We start from the raw sequence: 26064 nt of genomic DNA, 5'->3' as shown, positions 1-26064 counted from the left end.
CACAGGGTACTTCGGCGCCGCGGCGGCCCCGACGCCATGACGGCCCGGGCCCCTCGTGTCCGTCATTATCGGTAGGCTAGAGCAGTGAGTACCGAGAATCCCGGAGCGTTCCCCGGACTGTTCATTGCCTTTGAAGGCGGTGACGGCGCCGGCAAGTCAACCCAGGCTGCGGAGCTTGCCGGGGCGCTCGAGTTCCGCGGGCTGACCGTGCTGCGGACCAGGGAGCCGGGCGGCACGCCGATCGGCGAGAAGCTGCGCTCCCTGGTGCTGGACCACGGCCACGGCCACATTGACGCCCGGACCGAGGCCTTGATCTTCGCCGCTTCCCGCGCCGCCCTCGCCGCCCAGGTGATCCGACCCGCGCTGGAGCGCGGCGAGGTGGTGCTGAGCGACCGGTACATCGACTCGTCGGTGGCGTATCAGGGGGCCGGCCGCGGTCTCGGCACGGAGATGGTCCGGCAGATCAGCGACTGGGCCACCTCCGGTCTGCAACCGGACCTCACCGTACTGCTCGACGTCGACCCCGCCGACGGCCGCCGGCGGCGGACCGCGGGCGCAGCAGCAGAAGACCGGCTCGAATCCGAGGCCGACGAGTTCCATGCCCTGATCCGCACCACGTTCCTGGCACTGGCCGCGGCCCGGCCGGAGAAGTACCTGGTCCTGGCCGCGCACCTGCCGGTACCGGAACTGGCCGGAAGGATCCTGGAACGGGTCGAAGCGCTGCTGGCGCTGCGCCAGGGCAGTTCGGCATGAGTGTCTGGGACGACCTCCAGGGCCAGCCCGCCGTCGTCGAGCAGTTGCGTCAGGCCGCCGAGGGTGACGGGCTCACGCATGCGTGGTTGTTTACCGGCCCGCCCGGCTCCGGCCGGTCCAACGCCGCCAAGGCGTTCGCCGCCGCGCTTAACTGCGACCAGGACGACGTCTCCCGGCGGGGTTGCGGCGAGTGCGCGGCCTGCCAGACCATCGTCGGCGAGACCCACTCGGACGTGACGTTCGTCAGGACCGAAAAGGTCACCATCACCATCGATGAGGCCCGCGAGCTGGTTTCGACCGCGGGCAACCGTCCCGCATCGGCCCGCTGGCGCATCATCGTCGTCGAGGACGCGGACCGCATGGCGGAGCGCACCACCAACGTGCTGCTCAAAGCCATTGAGGAACCCACGCCGCGCACCATCTGGATGCTGTGTGCCCCGTCCCCCGCGGACGTGCTGGTGACGATCCGGTCCCGCTGCCGCCCGGTGGCGCTGCGGCTTCCACCGGCCGCCGACGTCGCGGCGTTGTTGGTCAAGCGCGACGGCGTCGACCCCGGCCTCGCCGAAAGCGCAGCCCGGGCGGCCCAAAGCCACGTCGGCGTTGCCCGTCGGCTGGCACGCGACCCCGAGGCCCGCCAACGCCGGCTCGAAACCGTACGGTTCCCGCTGCACCTGCGGGGTGTGACTGCGGCTGTGATGATGGCGGACAAGCTGGTCAAAATTGCCACCGAGGAAGCCAACAGCTCCAACGACGAACGTGACGCCGCCGAGAAGGCCGCGCTGCTCGCCACCCTGGGCGCCCCGGAAAGCGGGCCACTGCCCGCCGCGATGCGCGGCCAGGTCAAACAGCTCGAAGACGACCAGAAACGGCGCGCCAAGCGGTCCATCACTGACTCCCTTGACCGGACGTTGACCGACCTGCTGTCCTTCTACCGGGATGTGCTGATCATCCAGCTGGGCAACGCCGTGGAGTTGGTCAACATTGAGTTGCGAAGTGAGCTGCAGGAATTCGCCGGACATTCCACGGCGGCTGTGACCCTTGCCCGCATGGATGCCATCAACAAGGCCCGTGCCCGGATCACGACCACCAACGTCGCACCGCTGCTGGCCATAGAGTCGATGGCCACCAGCCTGGTCTGACAGCCGTCGGCCACCCATTGATCCGCACAGTTTTAGATCCCGAGGAGAACCGCATGATGCCAGCACCACCACGGCCCGCAGGCCGCCGATCCGTGACGGGCGCGGTGCGGGCGGCCGCCCTGGCGCTCGGCCTGGCGCTTGCCCTGGTGCTCTCCTCCTGCACGATGTTCGGCTCGGGCGACGGTGGCGCCAAGAACGGTCAGGCCCAGCCCGACCCGTCGATCGCCGCTGCGGCACCCGCCGAGTTGCGCACTTTCTATTCCCAGCAGCTCAACTGGGCGCGCTGCGAGGGCGATTTCCAGTGCGCCAAGGTCAAAGTCCCGGTGGACTACAGCAAGCCCGATGGAGCCACGATCGAACTGGCAGCCCTCAAGCTGGCGGCCAAGGGCGGCAACAAGAAGGGCAGCCTGCTGGTCAACCCCGGCGGTCCGGGCGGCTCCGGCTACGACTTCGTCAGGGACGCCGGCTCCTCGAACATCTCCGAAAAGGTCCGCAGCAACTACGACGTCGTGGGCTTCGACCCGCGTGGGGTGAAGCGTTCCGCGCCGGTGACCTGCCTCACCGACCAGGAACGCGACGCGAACCGGGCCAAGATTTACAAGCTGGACACCGACGCCGGCCTGGCCGAGGCTTTCGCGGACAACAAGGCCATCGCGGCCCAGTGCGCCGAAAAGACCGGCCCCGTCCTGGGCCACATCGACACGGTCAGCGCGGCGAAGGACCTCGACGTCCTCCGCGGCGTCCTCAACGATGCGAAGCTCAACTACCTGGGCTACTCGTACGGCACCTTCCTGGGCTCGACCTACGCTTCGCTGTTCCCGGACAACGTGGGCCGGATGGTCCTGGACGGCGCACTGGACCCCTCGCTGAGCTACGAGGAGCTGACGAGCGGCCAGGCGAAGGCCTTCGAGAAGGCGATCCGGGCATACGTGGCCAAGTGCCTGCAGGGCAGCGACTGCCCCTTCAGCGGAACCCCGGACCAGGCCATCAGGCAGATCCAGGACCTGATCGCTGCCGTGGAAGACAAGCCGATGACCGCCAAGGACGGCAGGGTGGTGAACGCCTCCATGTTCGTCAGCGGCTTCATCCTGCCGTTCTACAACGACGACAACTGGCCGTTGTTGACCCAGGCCCTGGCCAGCGCCGTCAAGGGCGACGTCACTCCGATGCTGCGGCTCTCCGACTTCGGCGCCGACCGGGAACCGAACGGAACCTACTCGGCGAATTCGACGTTCGCGTTCAACGCCATCAACTGCCTGGACTACCCGATGTCCGCCGACCCCGCAGCCATGCGCGCCGAGGAGCAGCGGCTGCGCCAGCTGTCCCCCACCCTGGGCTATTACTTCGCCTATGGCGGCACCAGCTGCCGGGACTGGCCGTACAAGAATGTCCGCACCCCCGCGCCGGCGGAGTACAAGGGTTCCGCGGACGTGGTGGTGATTGGCACCACCGGGGACCCGGCGACGCCGGTCGAGTGGGCCGGTGCGCTGCGCAAACAGCTCGGCACCGCGTCGCTGCTGACGTGGAAGGGCCAGGGCCACACCGCCTACGGGCGCTCGAACAGTTGCATCGGGAACGCCGTGGACGGCTACTTGGTGGACGGTAAGACCCCTGCCGACAACACCGTTTGCTGATCCCCTTGCCTCTCCCGGCCTCATTTTGACCCGGGCGCCGGGACTCGATTACAGTTGACTCTTGCATGAACCGCCCCGTTCACCGGGCTTCATGCGGTTGCTTCCTTAGCTCAGTTGGTAGAGCGTCTCACTCGTAATGAGAAGGTCGCCAGTTCGATTCTGGCAGGAAGCTCGAGAAGAACCCCCGGAAATCAGCGATTTCCGGGGGTTCTGTCGTTTTCCTTGACAGCGAGCTTGACTTATGCATTCCCTGCGTTGCAGGTCATTCCCAGCGACTCCGTCACTTTTTCGTCACCTCGACCACAGAGATCACGCCGCCTCCGTTCACCCGAAGCGGGACGTCGCTTCATTCGGGCGTGTGCATCTGAGGCATCACGTAAGCTCACGTAGAGTTCGGTACGCCGTCGGATACGGCTCCGATAGGCGGTAGGCGTTAGACGTCACAGCGTCTTTGAAGTGGGGAAGTGCGACGACATGTCTGGTGCCGAGCGAGCCATAGTGTTAGCGGCCATGAAAAACTGGGATCCGCGCGGACAAAGCCCACGCAAAGCTCGTTGCCTAGGCACGGTTCGATGACTTGATCGGCCGCAACGCCCCTTGGCTGTCACCCCGACTTACTGCCCGTACCTGGAGATTTACACACAGGACGCCACGCGCTTCATCTTGGCCGTGGCCACCATTTCCTTCATCATTACCTACACCGTGGTCGCCCTGAAGAGGTGACTACGACGTATATCAACCCATTTACTGGCACCTCTGCGTATCAAGTTCGGCTGTATTGTCGGTGGGCGCTCAAGAGGACGAATGCCTTCCGGCCAACTTTGGCTCGGGATTCTAGGAGAATAGGATCGCCCTCTCCCGGCTGCACACCGCGGCCGATAAAATGGACGTGTCACCACTTTGGGAAGCTGACTATGCGCGAGCATCACGACGTCGTTGTCATCGGGGGCGGCCAGACCGGGCTCGCGATGAGTAACGTCCTGCAGCAACACGGGCGCGAGCACATCGTCCTGGAGCGTCACCGAACCGGTGAACGCTGGCGTACCGAAAGATGGGACTCCCTGCGCTTTCAGTTCCCGAACTGGACGCTCCAACTACCGGGCTACACATACGCGGGAAATGATCCCGACGGTTTCGCGCATCACAGCGAAATTCTTCGTCTGATCGAGCACTACGCCATCAGCACAGGGGCTCCCGTGCGCGAGAACACTGAAGTCCGCGCCCTCGCTGAACACGGCACAGGTGACGGCTTCGACGTATTCCTGGCCGAAGGTTCCATCCACGCACGCCGCGTGGTGATCGCAACCGGACCGTTCCAGCTTCCCCGCGTCCCCCAGCTGGCGCATGACGTCTCACCATCGGTACTTCTGCTCGACCCCACGCAATACCACTCCCCGGAGGCGTTGCCCGGAGGCGCCGTGCTGGTGGTGGGCAGCGGCGCCTCGGGCTGTCAGATCGCCGAGGAGCTGCTACATGCCGGGCGCCGCGTGTACATGTCGGTGAGCCGGCACCGGCGCGCACCGAGACGCTTCAGGGGCAAGGACATCTACTTTTGGCTGGAGGTTCTAGGCCGCTTCGCGCAGACAATCGACAGCTTCCCCTCGCGTCAATACCCACCTTCGACGGTCGTCACCGGCGTGAACGGCGGATACGACGTCAATGTTCGGCAACTCGCCGGGGACGGCGTCAAGGTGATCGGCCGAGTCGTCGGCGCATCTGGCGGGAATCTCACTGCGCAGGCCAATGCGAACCAGGTCCTCGATGAGGCCGACAAGGCATACAGCGACTTCCTGTCGGCAGCGCGCCAATTTATCAGCAAGGGAACCGAATACGATCTCGCCGAGGAAGAGCCGGAAGAACCCATCCACCTTCCCGCCGTGAGGGAGGTCCACTCGCTGAATCTCACCAGGGAAGACATCAACACGATCATCTGGGCAACCGGCTACGCCTACGATTTCGGCTGGGTCAAGATCCCGGTGTTCGACGAGCGCGGCCGGCCCATCCAACAGCACGGCGTCACCCCAGTCGACGGGCTGTACTTCCTCGGGCTGCACTGGATGCACACCTTCAAGTCGGGGCTGCTCTCAGGTGTCGGCGCGGACGCCGAATTTCTGGCTGACCACATGGCTCAAACCCCGCCCCGAGGATAGCCCAGTCAATCCAACTGCCTTACCCGAGATCTAAAGGCCCACTGCTTCACTAAATGCATTATCTCGGCAAATCCACAGGTCAGGGGTTTCTTCTCTTTCATTCGGGGCTCAAGCTCGGCCCGCCAAGTCATGGCTGAGAGCATCGATTGGACTCGGACAAAACCCCCCGAACATTCAGACGGATTCAAAACCGGGGCCGTCAAGCTTTACCGGGCCCACGGCGAGAACAGCCGCACGATACAAACTATGCTGCGATGATGGCTGTGGGCAGGACCATGGAAATTTCGAACATCACCATCCACAACTGGGTCAAGAAGGCAGGCGCCGAACCCGGCGAAGCGCAGGCGGTCACGGATGCAGCAGCCCCACAGGCGGCGGCTTCGCCGTCCGGTGACTCCGCGTTGGAGATATTGGTCGCCGTACTCAGCGCATCCGCGACAGAGGACGCGCCTATCGTGACGGAGCCTCCCGCGAGCGAAGCGGATGTTGATCCCCAAGTGACCATCGTTTCCTGCGGCGGCAGCTGACCGAAGTTCAGCGTGCCAATGTCATCCTGAAGAGTGCCACCGCCTACCTGGCCTCTGAATCCCTGAAAGCAGCCTGACTCACAGGCACTATGACCCTACTGCCCAGAAGGACCTCGTGGACGTCGTCCATCACCTGCGCACCGTCCTCTGCGTGAAGTGCCGGAGGGACCGGTGAGCCGACTTGTTCCACCGCAGGACGGCTCACCGGTAAAGCCCGCCCGGCTGGACGCCGGAGCGGTTCGCCGAGTTCGTGACTTCGCGCGGCCACCTCCACGTCTTTATCGACGGGAACCCGTGCCCTACCCCGGCAGCCCATGCCAGGTACTTGCAGACCCCGCTTCTGGTGGACGAAACCCACCCGACGGGTGGAAGGGAGCTCGCTCTTATCACCACCGACGGCAACGTCGCCCTCCTCGGGCTCAAAGACGGCCACGACGACAAGCGTCTGGCAGGTCCGGGACGCATTCTTCGGTGGGGGCCTCGACGCGGCGCTGGCCGTCCCTGGGTGGTCGGTCGCCAGGCCGGACCGGAGACGGCCAGAAGCACCGGCCTGGCCGCGCCGGCCAGGTGCTGATCCAGCTCAGCATAGTTTCGCGTCTCCACGGCCAACAGGTCCGGGCTCTTCGACAGCATGGCGGCCGCTCTCCCGGCTGAGCTGGCTGGCCGCGGGCCGCCCTCGTCCTCATAGGTGCAGCCGGCCAGGACGCCGGCAGCGAGCATTCCAACGAGCATCACAACGCCGCAGACTCTTCTCGTTCCCCCAGGACCGGACTTGAGCCGAGGCTACGGGCGGTCCACCGAAAGCCAAGCATCGGCCACCAAGCCTCCGCTGGCCTACTGCCGCGCCGGAAGTCTGGTGACCTACTCGGGACTTAGGTCCCTATTGCGGGTTCCCGCGAGGGCGTGAACTGTAGTGGTTCCTCCGGGCAACCACTTCCGGGGCAACCAGGGTCCTGTAGACACGGACCGCTAAAGCCGGCAAAGATCCCGGCGACCTACCAATGGCAATCAAACACATATCTTCCGGTGCCCGCCGGTAAACCACGGCCTTTCTTTGGCGTGGCTCTTCGGGCCCCGGGCATCAGGGATATGGCCTTCTTCAAAGGATCAGGTACATGAACAAGACTCTCCGCATCATCGCCACGACTGCCGCAACGGCCGCACTGGGCCTTGGAGCTGCCGCCATGCCGGCCAGCGCCTCCACCTCGACCAGCTCGTGGAATCAGTCGTCATTCCAGAGCAAGCACCAGGAGCGCGAGACGAGCAATAAGCACGAGGCCTCCAAGGGCTGGTGGGACAGCGAGAGCCGGTGGCACGACAACTCCGACGGCTGGGGCTGGCGGGACGATGACGGCAAGTGGCGCGACGACAACGACAACAACGGGTCCTGGACGGGCAACGACGGCTGCCGGCACGACAAGGACGGCTGGTGGGACCATAGCGGACACCGGCACAACAAGGGCGATGACAGCAAGAGGGACGACAGCAAGAACGACCACCGGAGCGACAACAAGGACCACCACAAGAGCGACAACAGCCACCAGAGGACCATCCGGTGGTAACGAGGCGCTGCTGAGGAACGTCGGGCAAGCTCGGGCTGGGGTGCGGGAAGCCGCACCCCAGCCCCGGGTCTGGAGGCCCGTCTCGACTGAACTGAAACTCCGGCGTCACACGGTCCGGAGAGGAAAGGGACCGATGAAGCTGTTTGGAACGGAGCTGCTGAGAGCTCGGTACGGGCCGGTGGTCCGGCTGATGACGTTGGCCGGGGTAGCTATGGCCTGCGCCTCCGTGCTGCTCGCCGTTGGTTTCCCGGCCCAGGCTTACACGGGCGAGGCACCAAAAGTCCTGCGGATCGGGGACGGGCAGTTGAACGGTGCCGGCACCGAGGTGCAGGTGCGCGTCAGTTACCGGTGCAAGGAAGGCCAGAAGGCCGGCGTCGGTATTTTCCTGACGCAGTCAGCGGACGGTGGCCCGGCGGTTTCTGCGGGCGCCGGGTCAGGACTGCGCCCGTGTACGGGCAAGACCGAGCAAACAACTCTGACCATCACAGCCGTGGACGGTCACTTCAGGCCCGGCTGTGCGACCGCAACGGTTTCGCTCTTTGTCAGCGACCCCGGGTCGCCGGATAAGACCGTACAGCTCGCCGGCAGCATCGGCCTGGAGCAGTGGTAGCCGGCACGCTGGTAACTCCGTGCATCGGTGGTCCGGGGCTTCACTCGCTTCTCGTTTTCGTGCCTCCCGCTGTTGAGCGCCGGCTTCGTTCGTTTGCGGCATCCCGGAAGATGTGCGCGATTGCGTAGCCTTCGCCGTGGCCGAGCCTGGTGATCTCCGTGGCATATCATGCCTTCGGCGACCCGGCCCACGATCGAAGCTACGGGCGACCACCCTGGTGTTCGAGCCAGGGCCACTTTAGGCAATTTGGATTTTGCAGCTCTTGCCCGTGGGCGAACCGCGCAGCGTAAAGAAACAGGCTCAGGACTTTAGCTTGTCTTGGCGGTTCCGGGACGTAAGTCCGGGATGCACCCCATTCTGTCCCATCTCCAGATACCTGGCCGGACACGAAGTCATAATCGGTTCCCCAGGCGTCAGTGATTTGCAGATCGACCGGATCGAAGGCCGGCACGCCGGGCATGGTGGGTACTGGCCCGGCGTGCTCGGCGCCTTGGGACTTTCCCGGCTCCAACCATTCGAGCACTGCCCGTTGTGGATGTGATCGCGTTGGGCGGTCGCACGGCACCGGATGACCTCGAGGTTGATCTTTATAGGCCGCCCGCCGGTCTGTCCTTGGCCGTGTCCGGGGATGTCGGTTGTTAGCTCAAGGCCCGCAAATCGCCCGTCACACCAATGATCATGTTGTGACTAAGCCCGGACTCCAGGGCGAGTGCTTATTGGTCACGCAATAATGCCATTCTCAGTGAAGGGCCTAACTGCTGGCGGAGACGTCATCTGCATGGATGTCCTCCGTGAGCCACGCGATCGCGTCGGCCGCCGTCGCAAAGTACCTGCTGGGTGTTGCGGACTGGCCGTTGAAGGCAGTGATCACCCGGCCCACGTTATCCACGCCTACGACGGCGGTGCGAGCGGAGCAGGTGTCATCGATGAGCAACTTCTTGGCTTCCGGGCTGATTCGCTCCACCGGTCCGACATGCACGAGTAACGGCCGCTTCCCTTGAGGGGATGCTGCAGTGACGGCGGCGATGGTCGAGTGGACGTCTTCAGCTTCGATCGTGACCCCGGGCGCCCATTCCAGGCGCAGGAAGATTCCGTCATCGCGTAGGGCGTAGCGGGGCAAGGACGACTTCTGTTCAATCATCAGCTGCCCCCGTGTGTTCAATCATCAGCTGCCCCCATGGTCGTCATCGTGATATCGGTTACTCAACCAGAATATGCCTCCCGGTCCACTGACCAGCGCAATGGCTACGGACCCGAAGCCTCTGACCTGCGGATTTGTCGGTGCGATCGGTTAGGATTCGTTTCGACGGACCAGCCACCGTTGGGGGGGAAAGCCACAGTGAGGTCACCGTACCGCGGCGCCGTCGGAAGGTTGCCGCCTCTCCAGCGCTGGTTCCGGTCGACCAGCGGACTGATCCCCCGAGGCTCTCTGCTCCCGGCAAACGCACGGAGGCTCCGGCACCAAAAGATCGTCTGGGCCTTGCTCGTCTTGTCCGCCGCCGTCGGCGTTATTGCCCTCTTCCGCGGGTATCCGACCGCTTCGATTCTCATCGCCGCCGGCGCCCCGGCTGCTATGGCGGCCGTCGCTTCGAAGTCCCCACTCCCCCACCGGATACGTTCGTCGATCGCGGCGGCGGGACTCATGGCCGCCGCGATAGGGGCGGAGGAAGTTACCGGCGCGGCCGAGGCCCATTTCCTTTTCTTCATCCTGATCCCGGTCGTTGCCCTCTATGAGGACTGGGCGCCGATGGCTGCTGCCGTCGGCACCGTGCTCGTGCACCATGTCGTCCTGGTCGTGCTGGCACTTCAGGAACTGGCCGCCTACGCCGATCCCTGGCAGAGCCCTGCCCTCCAGGCTCTCGTCCACATCGGACTGTTCCTTGCTGCGTGCTTCACCAGCGTCATGCACTGGACCATCCACGAACGCGCCCGGACCGAAGAACGCATCCTCCTCGACCGGCTCGCCGCCCTTGCCCAGCACGACCCGCTGACTGGGCTGGCCAACCGCACGCTGCTCCAGCAGCGGCTGCAGGACGCATCCGTCACGGATGAACCCATCCTCGTCCTCGCCGTCGACATAGACGGCTTCAAACCCGTGAACGACTCGCACGGCCATGCCGCCGGCGACGCGGTACTGGTCGGGATTGCCCGGAAATTGGAATCCTGCATCCGGACAGGTGACACCGCGGCCCGTACCGGCGGGGATGAATTCACGCTGGTGCTGCCGCGCTCGGGGCGGGAACGGGGCGCGGCCGTGGCGCGGCGGGTCCTGGACGCGGTGGCCGAGCCGCTGGACCTGGGCGGGATACGGCTCTGCGTGACGGCGAGTATCGGGATCGCCGTCGGTTCGTCCCGCAGCGATCCTGGCAGGCTCCTGGCAGAAGCCGACGCAGCAATGTACGCGGCGAAACTCGCCGGCCGCGCCAGTTATGTGTTCTACTCAGACGCGCTGACCACGCGGGAATGCGGGGCGCTGGTTGTCCCACCGGCCACTGCCCGCTGCTGGGCCGACTTTACGAACCTGCTGCGCCGGGACATTGCCCGGGCGAAGGACGTCGGCACGCTGCCGCCGCAGACCCGCGCCCCCGAGTCAACGCGCCGCACCCTGGAATCCGTGCTTGCCGCCATAGACGCCCTGCCCCGGCAGTCGGCCCCGGCTGCTCTGGCCCTTCCCGACGCCGCGGCACTGGAGGAATTTATCTTCCATCACGACCTCGTTCAGCAATGGGCTGCGACGCTCGTCAGGCAGCATGTTCTGCAGCATGACATGCCCGAGGAAGCAGCCGTCTTCTGGTCCCTGCTGCGAGACGCCGCAATAAAGCACACTCCCGTCTGCGACGCCGGACGCGTGGACGCCGGGCACGTGGACGCCGGGCACGGAAAGGAACGCCCGGGCAGCACCGGGTACGCCCGGTACGAACCCTAAGCAGTCCTGCCGGCACGACTCCCGGCGACGTCAGGCGTCCGGCTCCTTGTCGGAACCTTTCTCTTTTCGGCGCAGCCCGCCGAACGGTGCGGGCCGGGCCGGCCCTTCCGGCGAGCGCACCCCGCGCGCCACCACCATTGACCATGCCCCGAGCAGAACAGCGACGAAGACGAGCGCCAAGCCGGCCGCAAACCAGCCGCCGTGTCCGAAAACCAGCATCGCCACCCCAGCCAGGGAAAGGCCTTTTGCAGCGATACCCAAGGACAGAGCGGCCCTCAGGTACTCCATCCCACCAGCGTAGACCCGCCACACCCGGGGGTCTTCCCGGCCCGTAATCCGCGTGGGACGATGCCTCTATGAGTGAGAAGAACGACGGCGCCGCGCAGGAGCATGGGCTGCACCAGCATGCCCATACCGCGCCGACTACCCAACAGATCCGCACCGTGGGGCAACGACGGCGGGAAGCGGAGGAGAAGCTGGAACACCATCTGGATGAGGCGCGTCACAAGAAGGAGCACCACGCACCGACAGAGGAACCCGGCCGCCAGGCGTCGCGCGACGCCCAAGTCGATGGCCGTGACGTAGCGGCGATCCAGAACGACGACCGGCTAACCGCAGCCGACCGCGTCGACCTGATCGCCAACCAGATGCTCCCGGAGACGGACACAACCGGGTCCTCCTAGAGCGCCCGACCCCGCGGGACAGTCCCTCTCCACCGTGGGTCGACGCCGTTCGTGGCCCATCAGCCACCCAAGCGGAGAACCACCACGAGGCCAATCACGGCAAGCACGCCGGCCAGAATCATGGCCGCCGTCGGGTTGCCGAAATTGAGTGCCCACCCCAGGCCGAATCGGCGCGGGACCATCAGCGTGGGGTCGTCCCGGTTGACGTAAATAAGACCGCCGCGCCAATTCTTGTCGTCGTCGCGGTGCGTCAGGCCCGTGTCCTGCTCGCCGGAGTCCGGCTCCCGGTTGTTGCGGGCCAGGACGACGACGCTCGCAACGACGGCCGCTAAAATCGGAAGCCCGACCACCAGCGGCGCCCACCGCGTCACGGTTCCCGTCCACATCAGCAGGGACGAAACCAGCATTCCGAGGTCGATCATCGCCACGAGCCCGAGCAGGGCCTTGATCCCCAGAGTCATGTATCGGCGGTGCCAGTGCGAGGACCCCAGGGGATGCGCCGGGTCCAGGTCAGGGCGGCTGCGGTGAATGCCCACCGCGATGCCGACCAGCAGCGCGGTCATACCGACCTGCACGAACACCAGCGAGAACGCGGCGCCAAACGACTTCAGCGCCAGCCGGTCGGGAACGCCGCCCGCGCCGTAGTGCACCACGAGCGTCGCGGGCATGGACGGGTAGCTGACCACACCGATCACTACGGTGGCGACCGTGATGATCAGCGCGGGGGCCAGCCAAAGCCAAGGAAAGGCCGGCGGGTCGGTCCGTAGTTCCGTGTCCACGGCGATCCCGGGCCGCACGCCGTCGAACCATCCCCCGGCCGTCTTGGCGGCCTGAATCTCGTGGTGGGCCAGGAAGAAGCAGCCGTACCAAAGGCCAACAAGCACCAGAACGGCCAGCGGCAGCAGGAACGCATGGCCCGTCAGGCCGTAGGTGACTGCACCGGCGGCCGCCGCACCAACCCCCGCGAAAAGCATCCGCCGACGGTACAGGCGGGTTTGCCGGAGGACGGCGGGCTCATCCGCATGCCCGGCCGGCACCCGCACCCCGAAGGGGACGGTCGGGCTGTTGATGGAGGGCAACACCAATGCGAGCACGACGACGAGCATCAGTAAGCCGGAGATCAGGACGATCGTGGCAATCATGGCGTGTCCTCTGACGGTGTTTCGTTAAATGAATCGAGCAGGGACCGGCAGGTGGCGAGAACCTCATCGGGCGGCACGCCCACGGCCACTGCCTCGGCCAGCAAAGTCCGCGCCCGCGCGGCCCACTCGGCCCGGAACGGCGACGGCACCGCCGAGGCAGTCACCACCGCGCCGGTCTTGCGGTTGAGGCGGATGAGGCCTTGCTTGCGCAGGAGGTCGTAGGCCTTATTCACCGTGTGGAAGTTGATGCCAAAGTCCGCGGCCAGCGCCCGGGTGGACGGAAGCGAACTGCCCTCCGCCAGCACCCCCGCCGCGATTGCCTCGGTAATCCGGTCACGGAGCTGTTGGTAGATCGGCACCTCACTGGCTAGATCAACGCTGAGGATCACCACTCCCACCCCTCTTTACTCTATTAGTTATAGAACAAAGAGCTGGTTGCGGCAATGGCCCCCTGGCGACGCGTGGTCAGGGCCCGGCCGCGCCGGCGTCATCCCGCCGAGCGCCCCTTGCCCAGGGCGCGATGCCGGAGCATGATACGTCCAGCAAGGACTGTTCCATCCGGAGCCGCCCGGGCAAGGAGACGGGGATTCTGATGAGCAAGGACACCGACATGCGGGTTTTGCGGACTGTCGCCGCGGGAGCCGCGGCCGGCGCGGCCGGCACCACTGCCCTGAACACGGTCACGTACCTGGACATGGTCTGGCGCGCACGCGGCGCCAGCAGCACGCCTGAGGACACCGTGCAAAAGCTGGCAGCCGTCGCCGGCGTGACCGTTCCCGGAAACGAAGAGGAACGGACGAACCGCGTCACCGGGCTGGGAGCCCTGAGCGGCCTCCTGGTGGGCATCGGCGTCGGCGCGGCGCTGGGACTGGCCCGCGCCGCCGGATTCCGCCCCGGGCCGGTGCTCACTTCCGCCACCGCCGCCGCGCTGGCTCTGGCCGGCAGCAACGGCCCCATGACCGTCCTCGGCATCACCGATCCACGCACCTGGTCCCGTACCGACTGGATCAGCGACCTCGTCCCGCATTTGGCCTACGGGGCCGTGACCGGCGCCGCGCTGGCGGCGCTTGACCCGGACCCTCGCCGGCCATAACGCAAGCAGCCTGGGCTACCGGCCCCAGACGGCGAAAGCGCCGGAATGGCCGGCGAGGATGCTCTGGTAGATAAAGAAGACGCCGGACAGCGCTCCCGCCACCAGCAGGACCAGCCGCAGGACCCGGTTTTCCCGCACGGAACCGAGGACGCCGAGGCGTCGGCTGATGGGTTCGAAGCTCACGGCAAGCATCGCCGCGACAAGCGCGAAGAAGATCACCGAGACGAACTTCAGCAGATCCCCCTGCTGTGCGTGAGCCTTGATCATCGGGGTGGCCGGCAGGGATTTCTCCAACTGCTCCCCTGCCTGAGCGGTCACGAGGGCAACCGGGACCAGCACGAGTGCCAGCCCGCCCAGCGGCCAGGCCAGGTAGGTGCGCCAGCGCGGCGCCAGCGCGTAGACAAGGGCCGCAAGGCCTGCGATCGGACCGAGCACCACCACGGCGTGGACCAACAGGATATGGGCCGGGAGGCCGGCAATTTCAATCACGGGGCTCTCCTGCCGTGGACGTGCGCTGCGCGCCCCCCGGCATGAGCCGCCGGAGCTTCTATGATTCTTGCATGGCAACCGATGAGCTGGCGGGCATCGCGGCGCGTGTTTATGCGTTGCCCCTCGACGCGTTCGTCGGAGCCCGCGGTGCCGCGGCAAAGGAACTGGCCGCCAGCGGTACCGCCACACCGGAGCTCCGTGCCCAGGCGGCAGCGGTGCGGTCACTGCCCAAGCCCTCGGTCAGCGCCTGGGCCGTCAATATGCTTGCCTGGCGGCGGCCAGAGACCCTGCGCGAACTGGAGCAGCTGGGGCGGGCCATGCGCGAGGCACAGTCCGCGCTCGACGCCGGCGCTCTCCGCGGCCTGGCCCGGCAGCGGCGGACGCTGCTGGCCGGCACAGTCGGGACGGCACGCGCCACCGCGGAGGAGCAGGGCCGCAAAATCAGCACCGCGATCGCGAACGAAATAGAGCAGACGTTGCGTGCGGCTACGGCCGACGAGGGCGCCGCCGCGGCGGTCCGCAGCGGGCGACTGCTCCGGGCCCTTTCTGCCGATGGCGTCGATGTTGTGGACCTCGCCGGGGCAGTGGCCCTTCCGGACGTTCCCGGGCCGCCGTCCGCCGCGGGGGCGTCGGCGGAAGCTCCCCCGCCGGCTGCCCCACCGGCAGGGCAGCCCCGGCTGCGGTCTGTGCGGGCGAACCGCCCCGCTCCCAGCCCCTCGGCCAGGACCCGGGCACTGTCGGCCCTGGCGGAAGCGGCCGAAGCGGCCCGGTCCAGCACCGAAGAGGCCGACGCCGCGGCCCAGGAACTCAGCACCGCCGAGGACGCTGCCACCGCCTTGACCGAAGAGTCGGCGCGGTTGAAGCTGGAGCTGGCCAGGGCAGAGACCGAGCTGCGGCAGGCCCGCAGGCGCCGCGAGCTAGCTGCGGCCGCGGCCCAGCAGGCGGTCCGCGCCGCCGACAGGGACCGCCGCCGGGAGGACCTGGCCCGCGAACGGGTGCTGCGGCTCGGCAACACGCCGGGGGGCTGACCCGCTACTGTCAGAGGTCGGTTGCAGACTTTTAACCATGGAACAGCAACAGGATCACTGGGAAGTCACTTACCTGGACACCGACTGCGGACGGGTCCGCAGCGAGACCTTCGACCAGGCCATCGAGGCGGAACGCTTCGCCAGCCGCCAGGTCCGCGACGAACACGGCTGGGCCGTGATCGACGCCGTGGTCCCGCGGGAAGGGCGCGCAGCCGCCTAGGCGAAGTCGGAAACAGCCGGATCCGCGCCGATTCTGCCGGCACCCCCGGCGCTGCGGTCCAGTCCATTGATGGCCTGGACGTCTGCGTCGTCAAGGCTGACGTCCAGGGCGGCAAAGTTTTCGCTGATCCGTGACTCGGTCACCGATTTTGGAATGACCACGTTGCCGACGGCCAGGTGCCAGGCAATGACAATCTGTGCGGGCGTGGCGTTGTGCTTCGCTGCGATGTCGGCAATGACCGGGTCTTCCAGTAGTTCGCCACCCTGGCCAAGCGGGGACCAGGCCTCCGTGAGGATGCCGTGGGAGGCGTTGAATTCGCGCAATTCGGTCTGGCTGAAGTACGGGTGCAGCTCGATTTGATGGATGGCGGGCACCACCCCGGTTTCGTCGATCAGCCGCTGCAGCCCCTCCTTGGTGAAGTTGGAGACGCCGATCGTCTTGACGCGGCCCTGCTTTTGGAGCTCCACCAGCGCTTTCCAGCTGTCCACGTACTTGTCCTGCTTGGGCTGCATCCAGTGGATCAGGTACAGGTCCAGCGTCTCGAGGCCCAGGCGCGCCATGGATTCTTCAAATGCAGCCAGGGCGCTCTCGTAGCCCTGGTCGGCATTCCACAGCTTGGTGGTGATGAAGATTTCCTCCGGCTTGAGTCCGGAGCTGGCGACAGCACGGCCCACCCCGGCTTCGTTTCCGTAGATTGCGGCGGTGTCGATGTGGCGGAAGCCCGCAGCAAAGGCTTGGCCGACCACCTTCTCGGCAACGTCGTCCGCTACCCGCCAGACCCCGTAGCCAAGCTGGGGGATCGTGTGGCCGTCATTGAATGTCAATTCAGGAGTAAAAGTCATCCGTCCATCCTGCCAACGGATGGCACGGCACGCGAGTGATTGCGGCGAAGCTAAGCTAGGCGCTTAACCCTGGGCCCCTGCCCTTCGCGCGGCAGCGGACCAGGGGTCAGTCGCGGGGTGCCGCCTCGGCCAACTGGCGCTCCGCGTCGTCGATGTGTTCGACGACGGTGCTGGCTCTGCGGCGCACGGAGGCGGCGCCCACCGGCACCGGACCGACGGCGAGGCGGAGCATCGCTGCCGCTTCCGCGGTCATCGCCAGTGAGTTGCCCGCGGTCGAGAGCGATCGGTGCACGCCCGCCAGCGCCCCGGGAATGTCAAGGCCGTCGCTTGGCGAGCGGCGCTGCGCCTCCATGCAAATCAGCCGCACGCGACCGGCCAGCGCGGCCAGGTCGTTGGCGATCTCCACCAGTTCGGCGTAGAGGTCCTCATCCTCGACTCCCTCGAGGACCTGGTGGTAGCGGTCGAGGCCGCGGATGAACCGGTCATGGGCGCGACGCCACAGGCCTCTGCCGAGTTCGACGTCGTCCCTGCGTCCCTGCCGCGCGGCACTGAAGAATCCCAAGGTTCGCCTAGAGGTACTGGCCGGGACCATGGTCCGGGTCGGCCGGCTGCGCCGGATCCGCCCCTCGCTGCGGCTCGGCGGCGCGTTGGGGTTCGCCGTTCTCGCCGATGACGACGCCGGGCGCAATCATCGTGCCGGGGGGCAACTGCCGGAGCTGCAGCTGCGCGGCGGCGTGTTCCCGGACGGAATGCTGGGCCGCGATGGCGGTCTGGATGCCGTGGAACAGCCCCTCGAGCCAGCCGACCAGCTGGGCCTGGGCGATCCGGAGTTCGGCGTCTGAGGGTGCGCCGTCCTCCGGGAACGGCAGGTGGATGCGTTCGAGTTCCTGGACCAGCTCCGGCGCCAGCCCGTCTTCGAGCTCCTTGATCGAGCGTTCATGGATCTCGGCCAGCCTGGCCCGGGCCGCGGCGTCGAGCGGTGCCGCCTTTACCTCATCCAGAAGCTGCTTCAGCATGGTGCCGATCCGCATCACCTTCGCGGGTTCGTCGACCAGGTCCTGGAGGCGGCCGCCCCGGGGGTGTTGGTCCTGGCCGCGGGGATCCGAGGGTGCCGCCGTCGGGGGCCCTGCCACTGGGGTGCCCACCATCGGTGCGTCATTGCCGGACTGGGTATCGATCGGGTCGCTCATGGCTTCATACTCTCACGCGCGCGGGCCACCGACGGCGGCGGATGACGCCCGGTTCCGGCTCCGGGGAAAAGGCGGGGCGCTGCCGGAAACTGATGTTCCCGGCAGCGCCCCGACCGCGGCCAGCCGCGCTACCGCAGCCTGGCCTCGCGGCTCCTGACTAGCAGCAGCGGCTCTGCGGATTGCTGTCCTGGCGATCCGTGCGGTCCCGCCAGAAGTCCCGCTCAGACATCGGCGGACCGGCATGGCCGGAGGAGCCGTGATGCTCCAGGTACTTCTTGTAGGCGTCGGCACCCAGGACGCCGCCAAAGTACTCGGCGAATCCCCGGAACCCTGCCAGCAGCGCGTTCACGGCAGCACCTCAATGCCCGGCGGAGTGTTCGAGGCGCTGCTCGGCGGGCAGCTTCTTCCATTCCGCGTCCAGCTCGCGCTCCGCTGCGGTGGGGATCAGCCCGGCCGGCGCAAAGACCCGCGACGGCAGCGCCGGATCCTCGAACTCGACGTTGACGATACCGGCGGAAGCATTACGGAACGCCTTCGCCGCGGCGATCAGTGCCGTGACGATGACGATGATGCTCAGCACCACGAAAATGACCGAGAGCCAGCCCTGGATCATCGTGTTGCGGACCACGGCTTCCATCGCGGCCTGCGTCTTGGCCGTGCCGAAGGAGGTCTTCCCATCCGCAAGAGCCTTGGCAAACGCCGCATTGTTGGCGAAGTACCCGACGGCAGGAACGGGCGAGAAGATCTTGTAGAAGCTCGCGCTGATGGTGACGACCGCAGCGAAGGCCAGCGGCAGCGCCACGATCCAGAGGTACTTGAAACTGCCCCGCTTGGCCACGATGGCAAGCACCACGGACAGGGCAATGGCAGCGAGCAGCTGGTTGGCGATGCCGAACAGCGGGAACAGCGTATTGATGCCGCCCAGCGGGTCGGTCACACCCATCAGCAGCACGGCGCCCCACGCGGCGACCATGACGGCGGTGGCGAGCCACGCCCCGGGTCGCCACGAGTGGTCCTTGAACTTCGGAGCGAAGTTGCCGATCGAGTCCTGCAGCATGAAGCGGGCCACCCGGGTGCCGGCGTCGACAGCGGTCAGGATGAAGAGCGCTTCGAACATGATGGCGAAGTGGTACCAGAAGCCCATCATCGCGGTGCCGCCGATGAACTGCTGCATGATGTGCGCGAGGCCCACGGCGAGGGTCGGGGCGCCGCCGGAGCGGGAAACGATGCTCGGCTCGCCGACGTCCTTGGCGGTCTGGGCGAGGAGATCAGGGCTGATGTTGACACCGGCCAGGCCCAGGCTGTTGACCCACTGCGCCGCCGTCTCCACGGTCCCGCCGGTCAGGGCAACCGGGGCGTTCATCGCGAAGTAGATGCCGCGGTCGATCGAGATCGCGGCGACGAGCGCCATGATCGCAACGAAGGACTCCATCAGCATGCCGCCGTAGCCGATGAAGCGGGTCTGACGCTCCTTCTCGATCAGCTTCGGCGTCGTGCCCGAGGAAATCAGGGCGTGGAATCCGGACAAGGCGCCGCAGGCGATGGTCACGAACAGGAAGGGGAACACGGCGCCGGAGAAGACCGGGCCGTTGTCGCGGGAGGCGAATTCGCTGAACGCCGGAACGGTGATCTCGGGCCGGACCACGATGATGGCCAGGGCCAGCATCACGATCACACCGATCTTCATGAAGGTGGAGAGGTAGTCACGCGGGGCGAGCAGCAGCCAGACGGGCAGGATTGCCGCGACGAAGCCGTAGATGATCAGGCCCCAGGCGATGGTGACCTTGTCCAGGTGGAAGAACGCGGAGCCCCAGTCGGTGCTCGCGACTGCCCCGCCGCCGATGATGGCCGCCATCAGCAGCACAAAGCCGATGATGGAGACCTCCATGACTTTTCCGGGCCGGAGATAGCGAAGGTAGACGCCCATGAACAGCGCGATCGGGATGGTCATGCCGACCGAGAAGACGCCCCACGGGCTGTCGCCCAGCGCGTTCACGACGACGAGGGCCAGGATCGCGACGATGATCACCATGATGAGGAGGGTCGCGATCAGGGCTGCGGTGCCACCGATGACGCCGAGCTCCTCGCGCGCCATCTGGCCCAGGGAACGGCCGCCGCGGCGCATGGAGAAGAACAGGACCAGGTAGTCCTGGACCGCACCGGCCAGGACGACGCCGATGATGATCCAGATGGTGCCGGGAAGGTAACCCATCTGGGCCGCGATGACCGGCCCCACCAGCGGGCCGGCGCCGGCAATGGCGGCGAAGTGGTGGCCGAACAGGACGTTGCGGTCGGTGCGGACGTAGTCCTTGCCGTCGGCCTTGTACTCGGCCGGGGTGGCGCGGCGGTCGTTCGGCTTGACGATGTACCGCTCGATCACCTTGGAATAGAACCGGTAGCCGATCAGGTAGGTGCAGACCGAGGCGAACACGAACCAGATCGCGTTAACCGTCTCACCGCGCACGATCGCGAGCATGAACCAGGCGACGCCGCCCAGCAGTGCGATAGCCACCCAGAGGGCGATCTTGCCGGGCGTCCATTTGCGCTCTTCGGCGTCGTTGACGGACGCGTCGATCGCCGTGGGCGGGAGCCCCGGAACCGGCGTAATGCCATCATCGAGTAGCGCGGTCGTTGACCCGCCCTCTGGCGTTGTGCCCATGTTTGTTTTCCTCCTTGAAAAACCCGTCCGACAGATCAGCAGGCAGATCTGTCCCATGGCACCTTATCAACGGCGGCCGCGGTCCCGGCGCCGGCCGGCGCGTACGGCACCGGGCCACTCGACGAGCGGCGTGAAGGGCGCGACGAGCGGTGTGGCGGGGTCAGGCGGGCGGGGTGGGGTGCGCCGGGGTCAGCCGGGGCCGGCCAGCTGCATCAGCCGCGCTTCGCAGAGGTCCAGCCAGCGGACCTCCGCCTCGGTCTGGAAGATCAGCGAGTCCAGGACCAGGAGCTTCGCCATGTCGGCTGCGCGCGGGCTCACGGCCGACTCCCGGCGGGATTTGGTGTGTTCCTGCAGCGCGCGGATGGACACGGCGCGCTGCGCCTGGATCAGCGCGCCCACGTCTGCCCCGGGCAGCGTCAGCGCAAGCGCCAGCTTAATGGCGAGTTCGTTGCGCGGCGGACTGGCGCGGGATACCGGGGCGCGGAACCAGTCCCGGACCTCCGCCCGGCCCGCAGGGGTGATGCTGTAGATGACGTGCCCGTCGCCGTCGGCCCCGTCTTTTTGCACCAGGCCATCGCGGTCGAGTCGTTCGAGGGTGGTGTAGACCTGCCCGATGTTGAGGGGCCAGGTGGATCCGGTGCGCTCCTGGAATTCGATCCGAAGCTGGTACCCGTAGCGGGGGCGGTCCTGCAGCAGCGCGAGAAGGCTGTGGCGGATAGACATGATGCTCCAGAGGGTACAGCACGACGGCATACACGCGCCCCAAGACGCGTGTATACCGCGTATGGAATCACCATAGCCCGGTGTGCGGCTGGCTGGGACCGAAATATGCCAAAAGACGTATGTGATTCGTCACACGGGCTAGGTGACGAGCAAAACCTTGCCCACATGCTCGCCCGAATCGAAGTAGCGGTGAGCGGCCTGGACTTGGTCCAGCGGGAAAGTCTTGGCAACGAGCGGGTGGATGCGGCCGTCAGCCAACAATGGCCATACGGCATCGCGGACGGCGGCCATGATCACCGCTTTTTCCTCCGCGGGGCGGGGGCGAAGCGAGGTGGCGATGATCGCCGCGCGTTTGCGCAGCAGCACTCCGAGGTCGAGTTCCGCCTGCGCCCCGCCCTGCAGGCCGATCACCACCAGCCGCCCGTAGTCGGCCAGGGCGTCCACGTTCTTCCCGAGGTACTTGGCACCGACGACGTCGAGGATCACGTCCGCGCCCTTGCCGCCGTTTTGGGCACGGAGGCTCTCCGGAAAGTCTTCCTCGGCATAGTTGATGGCAATGTCCGCGCCGAGGAAAGCCTTGGCGGTGCCCACCTTCTCCGCCGTGCCGGCAGTGGCGGCAACCCGCGCGCCAAGGGCCTTGGCCAGCTGGATGGCCATGGTGCCGATGCCGCCCGTCGCCCCATGGATGAGGACGGTCTCCCCCGGCTGGAGTTGGGCGGTCATGACCAGGTTCGAGTAGACGGTTGCTGCGACCTCCGGCAGCGACGCCGCCGTGACGAGGTCCACGCCGTCGGGGACCCGCAAGACCTGACCGGCCGGCACTGCCACCTGCTGGGCGTACCCGCCGCCGGCCAGCAGCGCCACGACTTTGTCACCGACGGAGAACGGCTTGGTGACTCCAGACCCGAAGCCTGCGATCCGCCCGGACACCTCAAGGCCGGGGATCTCGGAGGAACCCGGGGGCGGCGGGTAGAACCCGCGGCGCTGGTGCACGTCGGCCCTGTTCAGGCCGGCAGCGACCACATCGATCAGTACCTCGCCGGGACCCGGCACGGGTTCTGGAACTTCGCGAAGCTCCAGGACTTCCGGTCCGCCCGGCTCAGAGATATAGACAGCCTTCATGGAGAACTCCCGATCCTTACTTTCCCGCGTGCGGCGCGCTGGCGATATCCCGTGTCGGCAACGCCCTGTTCCAGACTAGGACCTCGAACCTGCGCGGTCCGCGAGCGCCGCCGAATTTTTGTGGCGGCTGACCGGTCTATGGAACACTACTCGTTAGGGAAGGTTGTCCGAGCGGCCGATGGAGCTGGTCTTGAAAACCAGTGTGCGGTAACCCCGTACCAAGAGTTCGAATCTCTTACCTTCCGCGGGTGCGCCGCCTATGCGCGGCTCTGAGGCCGGCTGGGCCAATCGAAAGATTGGTTTGGCCGGCCTCGCTCGTTCCTTCCGCCCTTCCGGCATCGCCCTGGATCCAGACGACGAAATCGTTGGGTTCGCCGACGCGGGACCGGGGCGTGACGAGGATCGACCCCAGGAACTGGAGCTGTACGCCACCTACACGCTGAGCCGCAGTTACGGGACCGGACTCGGCGCCGCCCTGCTGGCCGCCGCCCTGGCCGACTCGGCCGCCTACCTTTGGGTCCTTGAGGACAATCCGCGGGCCCGTGCCTTCTATCAGAAGCACGGTTTTCGGGCCGAGGTGAAACGCGCTGTGCTCCCACCGGAGTGGCACACCCTGCCCGAGCTGAGGATGGTCCGGGCCGCGGTGCAGCCCGATCTGCGCTAGCCGAACCTGCAGCCGGGCGAGCCGGCCGGTGTTCCCGGATCGGCGCTACAATTTCGACATGACACCGCAGGAGCTGGCCAACCTTGCCAACCTGCGCCGCGCGCGGGACCTGATTGACCGCGCCTACGCCCAACCGCTCGACGTGCCGGCGATGGCCGCCGGAGCCCTGATGTCTCCCGCGCACTTTTCCCGGCAATTCAAGGCCGCCTACGGTGAGACGCCGTACAACTACCTGATGACACGGCGGATCGAGCGGGCCATGGCCCTGCTGCGGGCCGGTACCAGCGTCACCGACGCCTGCATGGAAGTCGGCTGTACCTCGCTGGGATCGTTCAGCGCCCGGTTTACCGAGATCGTCGGAATGACGCCGAGCGCCTACCGGAACTGTGAGCACCACGCCGTGAAGGCGATGCCGACCTGCGTGGCGAGGCAGCGCACCCGGCTGCCGCGAAAACCGAGCAGGATTGAAGAAGCGTCGCCAGCCCCCGCACCGTAGCGTTTGAAGCATGAACATTTCACTTCAGTACGCACAAATCACCGTCAACGACCTGGACGAATCGCTCGCGTTTTACCGCGACCTGCTCGGTCTGGAGGTGCGCAACGACGTCGGCTCGGACGGGCACCGCTGGGTTACCCTCGGCAGCCGGGCCCAGCCCGACCTTGAGATCGTGCTTTCGCCCCCGCACGCCGGCCGGTCAAAGGACGACGGCGACGCCCTCCAGCAGCTGCTGACCAAGGGGGTCCTGCCCATCATCGTTTTCCGTACCGACGATTTGGATGCCACGTTCGAGGCGGTTCGTGCAGGCGGCGGCGAGGTCCTCCAGGAACCCATCGTGCAGCCCTGGGGACCGCGTGACTGCGCCTTCCGGGACCCTTCAGGCAACACGGTCCGCTTCAACCAGGGCTGACCGAAGCGTCCGCCCCTACCAGGCCCGCCGCCCGGTCAGCTGCGGGCAGGGGCGCCGGGTTCTTCGGGTTCTTCGGGTGCGATGAAGATCGCCTCGATGGGCTGGCCGAACAGCCGCGCGATACGAAAAGCCAGCGGCAGTGCGGGGTCGTAGCGGCCGGTTTCGAGCGCATTCACTGTCTGCCGGGAAACACCGAGGTGGTCGGCGAGCGCTCCCTGGGTCCAGCCCCGCCCCTCGCGCAGTGTCCTGAGGTGGTTGTTCATCGCCTACCCACGAACGCTCCGGTGAAGACCCACCCCAGCATTCCTGCCCCGTAGATGACCCACCCGGTGCCGGGAATCTGGAGTCCTGCGATTTCCAGGAATGCCAGGGTCACGGAGGCGATCATCGCCACGGCGAAGCCGCCGGCCAGTCCGCGCAGCATGAGGAGCCGCTGGTAGTCGTCGCTTCGCCGGACGTGGCGGAGGACGGCGCGCACAATCCAGAGTCCGGGGATGACCGGGAGCACCGCCCACACGAAACGCCAGGGGCTTTCGCCATGAAGGTCCCCCCATAGTAAGACTCCGGTGAGCACCACCGCGTAGGCCGCGATGCCCGGCCAGAACTCGAGGTTATAGGCGCGCGCCCGGGTACGGTCGCCGTTGCTGCGGTCTTGGTTGTCAAGTTTGCTAGTCATGAGATCAGTGTGCGGACCTCGTCGTCGCATGTCAAGGATGCTTGTCACCTGGCCGGGTGCCGCGGATCCCGCCGGCCCCTTGAACGCCGTCCATTGAAACTGTCTGGGCCCCGGCCTAGTGTCTCTCTTGTCTGACCTACCCATCGGAAGGCGGCGGCCATCCTCGGATGCAAGACCGCTGCCGCGAAAACCAGGAGACCCCATGCCTACCCCTGACATCACCCCCGGCGCGCCGTGCTGGATCGACCTCATGACTTCGGACCCGGAGAAGGCGAAGGCGTTTTACGGCGATCTCTTCGGCTGGACCTTTGAGGCCGGCGACCAGGAGACCTACGGCGGCTACATCATGGCATCGAAGAACGGGAAGTCCGTGGCGGGGATCATGCAGAAGATGCCGGAGCAGGCCGGCTTCCCGGACGTCTGGAGCACGTACCTGCGGGCGGATGACGCCGACGCGACGGCGGAGGCAGTCAAGGCCCACGGCGGCCAGGTCTACATGGGACCGATGGATGTTCCGGAGCAGGGCAAGATGGCAATGTTTGCCGACGCCACAGGTGCTTCGGTAGGCGTCTGGCAGCCGCGCGAAATGAAGGGGTTCGAGTTGGCTGCCGAAGCCGGCGCCCCGGCGTGGCACGAACTGCACGCCAAGGACTACCAGGCGGCGGTGAAGTTCTACCAGGATGTGTTCGGCTGGGAAACGGATGTCATGAGCGACACACCGGAGTTCCGCTACACCACGCTCGGCGTCGGTCCAGCAGCCAAGGCAGGGATCGTGGACGCCTCCGGCTACCTCCCCGAGGAGGTGCCCGCCCACTGGCAGGTCTACTTCGCTGTCCAGGACGCCGACGCCACTGCCGCCCGTGCGGTGGAGCTTGGCGCGGCTGTCATCCACGCGCCCGAGGACACCCCGTTCGGACGGCTCGCCACCCTGACCGACCCCACCGGTGCCATGTTCAAGATCGTCGCCGAGACGGCACAGGACGGTTCCGCCACCGCGGCCCCCTAAAACTGGGCTCTTTATAGAAGCTTTGGAAAAACTGCGATAAAGAATACCGGCCACCCGCTTTCCAAGCGGATTGTGGCCGGTATTCTTTTGACTGCCCGTGTCAAGGGAAATGACCGGGTGACAAGAATGCACTACCGACACCGTCGCCGGGGCCGCCCTGTTGGGGTTCCGCGCCGGCTGCGATGCGTTCCGCTGGGGGCCGCGTCGCTGAATGCGCAGGAAATTCACTTTGCGTTCATTCATCCCTGTTTTGCTGAGCCGGACTCTGCTTGACCAGGAGCAGGCCGGCCCGTCCGTGGGCCACAACCCGGACATCGC

The 26064-nt window shown here is 66.4% G+C and carries 30 protein-coding genes and 2 tRNA genes; 18 read left to right on the top strand and 14 right to left on the bottom strand.

What is annotated here, in order from left to right; all coding sequences use genetic code 11:
- The first annotated feature begins 84 nt into the window (after positions 1–84).
- From tmk to AC3ANP_RS08390, 8 genes are all read left to right on the top strand, one after another.
- Positions 85–753 carry a dTMP kinase gene (tmk, locus tag AC3ANP_RS08425; protein WP_488332865.1) on the top strand — a complete coding sequence of 223 codons (669 nt, stop codon included), beginning with the start codon at positions 85–87 and terminating at the stop codon, positions 751–753.
- Entirely contained in the window at positions 750–1892 is a 1143-nt protein-coding gene (locus AC3ANP_RS08420; RefSeq protein WP_488332864.1) for a DNA polymerase III subunit delta', read from the top strand. Before tmk ends, AC3ANP_RS08420 begins: the two co-directional genes overlap by 4 nt.
- Positions 1893–1948: 56 nt before the next feature.
- On the top strand, positions 1949–3526 hold the full coding sequence (locus tag AC3ANP_RS08415) for an alpha/beta hydrolase (protein ID WP_488333000.1): 1578 nt from the start codon (positions 1949–1951) through the stop codon (positions 3524–3526).
- A 99-nt stretch (positions 3527–3625) separates the two neighbouring features.
- Positions 3626–3698 (top strand) — tRNA-Thr (locus AC3ANP_RS08410).
- 742 nt (positions 3699–4440) lie between these two features.
- Positions 4441–5676: an FAD-dependent oxidoreductase gene (locus AC3ANP_RS08405; RefSeq protein WP_488332863.1), complete on the top strand. Its 1236-nt coding sequence runs from the start codon at positions 4441–4443 to the stop codon at positions 5674–5676.
- Positions 5677–5951: 275 nt separating this feature from the next.
- Entirely contained in the window at positions 5952–6203 is a 252-nt protein-coding gene (locus AC3ANP_RS08400) for a hypothetical protein (protein ID WP_488332862.1), read from the top strand.
- 1115 nt (positions 6204–7318) lie between these two features.
- Entirely contained in the window at positions 7319–7765 is a 447-nt protein-coding gene (locus tag AC3ANP_RS08395) for a hypothetical protein (RefSeq protein WP_488332861.1), read from the top strand.
- A gap of 133 nt (positions 7766–7898) precedes the next feature.
- Positions 7899–8375 carry a hypothetical protein gene (locus AC3ANP_RS08390; RefSeq protein ID WP_488332860.1) on the top strand — a complete coding sequence of 159 codons (477 nt, stop codon included), beginning with the start codon at positions 7899–7901 and terminating at the stop codon, positions 8373–8375.
- 751 nt (positions 8376–9126) lie between these two features.
- Here the strand turns inward: AC3ANP_RS08390 and AC3ANP_RS08385 are convergent.
- Positions 9127–9516 carry a hypothetical protein gene (locus AC3ANP_RS08385; protein ID WP_488332859.1) on the bottom strand — a complete coding sequence of 130 codons (390 nt, stop codon included), beginning with the start codon at positions 9514–9516 and terminating at the stop codon, positions 9127–9129.
- Positions 9517–9855: 339 nt separating this feature from the next.
- On the opposite strand from AC3ANP_RS08385, the gene AC3ANP_RS08380 reads away from it, so the two are divergent.
- The gene (locus AC3ANP_RS08380) at positions 9856–11301 is read left to right on the top strand and encodes a diguanylate cyclase domain-containing protein (protein WP_488332858.1); all 1446 of its coding nucleotides are present in this window, start codon (positions 9856–9858) and stop codon (positions 11299–11301) included.
- Positions 11302–11331: 30 nt separating this feature from the next.
- On the opposite strand, the gene AC3ANP_RS08375 is transcribed toward AC3ANP_RS08380, so the two are convergent.
- Positions 11332–11589 carry a hypothetical protein gene (locus AC3ANP_RS08375; RefSeq protein ID WP_488332857.1) on the bottom strand — a complete coding sequence of 86 codons (258 nt, stop codon included), beginning with the start codon at positions 11587–11589 and terminating at the stop codon, positions 11332–11334.
- Between the two features lie 68 nt (positions 11590–11657).
- Between AC3ANP_RS08375 and AC3ANP_RS08370 the strand changes: the two genes are divergently transcribed.
- The gene (locus AC3ANP_RS08370; RefSeq protein WP_488332856.1) at positions 11658–11984 is read left to right on the top strand and encodes a hypothetical protein; all 327 of its coding nucleotides are present in this window, start codon (positions 11658–11660) and stop codon (positions 11982–11984) included.
- A 59-nt stretch (positions 11985–12043) separates the two neighbouring features.
- On the opposite strand, the gene AC3ANP_RS08365 is transcribed toward AC3ANP_RS08370, so the two are convergent.
- Complete coding sequence (locus tag AC3ANP_RS08365; RefSeq protein ID WP_488332855.1) at positions 12044–13126, bottom strand: DUF1648 domain-containing protein; 1083 nt, start codon at positions 13124–13126, stop codon at positions 12044–12046.
- The gene (locus AC3ANP_RS08360) at positions 13123–13518 is read right to left on the bottom strand and encodes a GntR family transcriptional regulator (RefSeq protein WP_488332854.1); all 396 of its coding nucleotides are present in this window, start codon (positions 13516–13518) and stop codon (positions 13123–13125) included. The genes AC3ANP_RS08365 and AC3ANP_RS08360 overlap by 4 nt, the downstream gene beginning before the upstream one ends.
- A gap of 200 nt (positions 13519–13718) precedes the next feature.
- Here AC3ANP_RS08360 and AC3ANP_RS08355 point away from each other — a divergent pair, with 200 nt between their 5' ends.
- Positions 13719–14219 (top strand): hypothetical protein, encoded by a 501-nt coding sequence (locus AC3ANP_RS08355; protein WP_488332853.1) that lies wholly within the window; start codon positions 13719–13721, stop codon positions 14217–14219.
- A gap of 15 nt (positions 14220–14234) precedes the next feature.
- Here AC3ANP_RS08355 and AC3ANP_RS08350 read toward each other — a convergent pair whose 3' ends face one another.
- Positions 14235–14708, bottom strand: coding sequence for a hypothetical protein (locus tag AC3ANP_RS08350; protein WP_488332852.1), 474 nt, complete (start codon positions 14706–14708; stop codon positions 14235–14237).
- Between the two features lie 71 nt (positions 14709–14779).
- On the opposite strand from AC3ANP_RS08350, the gene AC3ANP_RS08345 reads away from it, so the two are divergent.
- Positions 14780–15736 carry a hypothetical protein gene (locus tag AC3ANP_RS08345; RefSeq protein ID WP_488332851.1) on the top strand — a complete coding sequence of 319 codons (957 nt, stop codon included), beginning with the start codon at positions 14780–14782 and terminating at the stop codon, positions 15734–15736.
- Between the two features lie 37 nt (positions 15737–15773).
- A complete protein-coding gene (locus AC3ANP_RS08340; RefSeq protein ID WP_488332850.1) occupies positions 15774–15956 on the top strand; it encodes a hypothetical protein in 183 nt (60 codons plus the stop codon).
- Here AC3ANP_RS08340 and AC3ANP_RS08335 read toward each other — a convergent pair.
- The 7 genes from AC3ANP_RS08335 to AC3ANP_RS08305 form a co-directional block, all read right to left on the bottom strand.
- Complete coding sequence (locus AC3ANP_RS08335; protein WP_488332849.1) at positions 15953–16798, bottom strand: aldo/keto reductase; 846 nt, start codon at positions 16796–16798, stop codon at positions 15953–15955. The genes AC3ANP_RS08340 and AC3ANP_RS08335 overlap by 4 nt on opposite strands.
- Positions 16799–16904: 106 nt before the next feature.
- On the bottom strand, positions 16905–17360 hold the full coding sequence (locus AC3ANP_RS08330) for a hypothetical protein (protein WP_488332848.1): 456 nt from the start codon (positions 17358–17360) through the stop codon (positions 16905–16907).
- A gap of 7 nt (positions 17361–17367) precedes the next feature.
- Positions 17368–17988, bottom strand: a complete 621-nt coding sequence (locus AC3ANP_RS08325; protein WP_488332847.1) for a bacterial proteasome activator family protein — start codon at positions 17986–17988, stop codon at positions 17368–17370.
- Between the two features lie 157 nt (positions 17989–18145).
- On the bottom strand, positions 18146–18337 hold the full coding sequence (locus AC3ANP_RS08320; protein ID WP_488332846.1) for a YbdD/YjiX family protein: 192 nt from the start codon (positions 18335–18337) through the stop codon (positions 18146–18148).
- A gap of 9 nt (positions 18338–18346) precedes the next feature.
- Positions 18347–20647, bottom strand: a complete 2301-nt coding sequence (locus AC3ANP_RS08315) for a carbon starvation CstA family protein (RefSeq protein WP_488332845.1) — start codon at positions 20645–20647, stop codon at positions 18347–18349.
- A gap of 189 nt (positions 20648–20836) precedes the next feature.
- Positions 20837–21370: a PadR family transcriptional regulator gene (locus tag AC3ANP_RS08310; protein ID WP_488332844.1), complete on the bottom strand. Its 534-nt coding sequence runs from the start codon at positions 21368–21370 to the stop codon at positions 20837–20839.
- Positions 21371–21508: 138 nt separating this feature from the next.
- Positions 21509–22492 carry an NAD(P)H-quinone oxidoreductase gene (locus AC3ANP_RS08305; RefSeq protein ID WP_488332843.1) on the bottom strand — a complete coding sequence of 328 codons (984 nt, stop codon included), beginning with the start codon at positions 22490–22492 and terminating at the stop codon, positions 21509–21511.
- A gap of 157 nt (positions 22493–22649) precedes the next feature.
- Between AC3ANP_RS08305 and AC3ANP_RS08300 the strand changes: the two genes are divergently transcribed.
- The 4 genes from AC3ANP_RS08300 (at position 22650) to AC3ANP_RS08285 (ending at position 24064) form a co-directional block, all read left to right on the top strand.
- Positions 22650–22737, top strand: a tRNA-Ser gene (locus AC3ANP_RS08300).
- Positions 22738–22751: 14 nt separating this feature from the next.
- Positions 22752–23156, top strand: a complete 405-nt coding sequence (locus tag AC3ANP_RS08295) for a GNAT family N-acetyltransferase (RefSeq protein WP_488332842.1) — start codon at positions 22752–22754, stop codon at positions 23154–23156.
- Positions 23157–23214: 58 nt separating this feature from the next.
- A complete protein-coding gene (locus AC3ANP_RS08290) occupies positions 23215–23652 on the top strand; it encodes a helix-turn-helix transcriptional regulator (protein WP_488332841.1) in 438 nt (145 codons plus the stop codon).
- A gap of 10 nt (positions 23653–23662) precedes the next feature.
- Complete coding sequence (locus AC3ANP_RS08285) at positions 23663–24064, top strand: VOC family protein (protein ID WP_488332840.1); 402 nt, start codon at positions 23663–23665, stop codon at positions 24062–24064.
- Between the two features lie 35 nt (positions 24065–24099).
- Here AC3ANP_RS08285 and AC3ANP_RS08280 read toward each other — a convergent pair whose 3' ends face one another.
- Positions 24100–24327: a helix-turn-helix transcriptional regulator gene (locus AC3ANP_RS08280; RefSeq protein WP_488332839.1), complete on the bottom strand. Its 228-nt coding sequence runs from the start codon at positions 24325–24327 to the stop codon at positions 24100–24102.
- Positions 24324–24740, bottom strand: coding sequence for a hypothetical protein (locus AC3ANP_RS08275; RefSeq protein ID WP_488332838.1), 417 nt, complete (start codon positions 24738–24740; stop codon positions 24324–24326). Before AC3ANP_RS08275 ends, AC3ANP_RS08280 begins: the two co-directional genes overlap by 4 nt.
- 202 nt (positions 24741–24942) lie before the next feature.
- On the opposite strand from AC3ANP_RS08275, the gene AC3ANP_RS08270 reads away from it, so the two are divergent.
- A complete protein-coding gene (locus AC3ANP_RS08270; RefSeq protein ID WP_488332837.1) occupies positions 24943–25746 on the top strand; it encodes a VOC family protein in 804 nt (267 codons plus the stop codon).
- Positions 25747–26064 lie beyond the last annotated feature (318 nt).

Source organism: Arthrobacter sp. JB02-1C, assembly GCF_057748045.1.
Note: the sequence above shows the minus strand (reverse complement) of the source record. Positions and strands in the feature narration are given on the sequence as shown.

What these genes read in the sequence shown, in the direction of transcription:
- AC3ANP_RS08420 (WP_488332864.1), top strand. Translation starts at nt 750, where the DNA reads ATGAGTGTCTGGGACGACCTCCAGGGCCAGCCCGCCGTCGTCGAGCAG.
- AC3ANP_RS08415 (WP_488333000.1), top strand. Translation starts at nt 1,949, where the DNA reads ATGCCAGCACCACCACGGCCCGCAGGCCGCCGATCCGTGACGGGCGCG.
- AC3ANP_RS08405 (WP_488332863.1), top strand. Translation starts at nt 4,441, where the DNA reads ATGCGCGAGCATCACGACGTCGTTGTCATCGGGGGCGGCCAGACCGGG.
- AC3ANP_RS08400 (WP_488332862.1), top strand. Translation starts at nt 5,952, where the DNA reads ATGGAAATTTCGAACATCACCATCCACAACTGGGTCAAGAAGGCAGGC.
- AC3ANP_RS08395 (WP_488332861.1), top strand. Translation starts at nt 7,319, where the DNA reads ATGAACAAGACTCTCCGCATCATCGCCACGACTGCCGCAACGGCCGCA.
- AC3ANP_RS08390 (WP_488332860.1), top strand. Translation starts at nt 7,899, where the DNA reads ATGAAGCTGTTTGGAACGGAGCTGCTGAGAGCTCGGTACGGGCCGGTG.
- AC3ANP_RS08385 (WP_488332859.1), bottom strand. Translation starts at nt 9,516, where the DNA reads ATGATTGAACAGAAGTCGTCCTTGCCCCGCTACGCCCTACGCGATGAC.
- AC3ANP_RS08375 (WP_488332857.1), bottom strand. Translation starts at nt 11,589, where the DNA reads ATGGAGTACCTGAGGGCCGCTCTGTCCTTGGGTATCGCTGCAAAAGGC.
- AC3ANP_RS08370 (WP_488332856.1), top strand. Translation starts at nt 11,658, where the DNA reads ATGAGTGAGAAGAACGACGGCGCCGCGCAGGAGCATGGGCTGCACCAG.
- AC3ANP_RS08365 (WP_488332855.1), bottom strand. Translation starts at nt 13,126, where the DNA reads ATGATTGCCACGATCGTCCTGATCTCCGGCTTACTGATGCTCGTCGTC.
- AC3ANP_RS08355 (WP_488332853.1), top strand. Translation starts at nt 13,719, where the DNA reads ATGAGCAAGGACACCGACATGCGGGTTTTGCGGACTGTCGCCGCGGGA.
- AC3ANP_RS08345 (WP_488332851.1), top strand. Translation starts at nt 14,780, where the DNA reads ATGGCAACCGATGAGCTGGCGGGCATCGCGGCGCGTGTTTATGCGTTG.
- AC3ANP_RS08340 (WP_488332850.1), top strand. Translation starts at nt 15,774, where the DNA reads ATGGAACAGCAACAGGATCACTGGGAAGTCACTTACCTGGACACCGAC.
- AC3ANP_RS08335 (WP_488332849.1), bottom strand. Translation starts at nt 16,798, where the DNA reads ATGACTTTTACTCCTGAATTGACATTCAATGACGGCCACACGATCCCC.
- AC3ANP_RS08325 (WP_488332847.1), bottom strand. Translation starts at nt 17,988, where the DNA reads ATGAGCGACCCGATCGATACCCAGTCCGGCAATGACGCACCGATGGTG.
- AC3ANP_RS08315 (WP_488332845.1), bottom strand. Translation starts at nt 20,647, where the DNA reads ATGGGCACAACGCCAGAGGGCGGGTCAACGACCGCGCTACTCGATGAT.
- AC3ANP_RS08310 (WP_488332844.1), bottom strand. Translation starts at nt 21,370, where the DNA reads ATGTCTATCCGCCACAGCCTTCTCGCGCTGCTGCAGGACCGCCCCCGC.
- AC3ANP_RS08305 (WP_488332843.1), bottom strand. Translation starts at nt 22,492, where the DNA reads ATGAAGGCTGTCTATATCTCTGAGCCGGGCGGACCGGAAGTCCTGGAG.
- AC3ANP_RS08295 (WP_488332842.1), top strand. Translation starts at nt 22,752, where the DNA reads ATGCGCGGCTCTGAGGCCGGCTGGGCCAATCGAAAGATTGGTTTGGCC.
- AC3ANP_RS08290 (WP_488332841.1), top strand. Translation starts at nt 23,215, where the DNA reads ATGACACCGCAGGAGCTGGCCAACCTTGCCAACCTGCGCCGCGCGCGG.
- AC3ANP_RS08285 (WP_488332840.1), top strand. Translation starts at nt 23,663, where the DNA reads ATGAACATTTCACTTCAGTACGCACAAATCACCGTCAACGACCTGGAC.
- AC3ANP_RS08280 (WP_488332839.1), bottom strand. Translation starts at nt 24,327, where the DNA reads ATGAACAACCACCTCAGGACACTGCGCGAGGGGCGGGGCTGGACCCAG.
- AC3ANP_RS08275 (WP_488332838.1), bottom strand. Translation starts at nt 24,740, where the DNA reads ATGACTAGCAAACTTGACAACCAAGACCGCAGCAACGGCGACCGTACC.
- AC3ANP_RS08270 (WP_488332837.1), top strand. Translation starts at nt 24,943, where the DNA reads ATGCCTACCCCTGACATCACCCCCGGCGCGCCGTGCTGGATCGACCTC.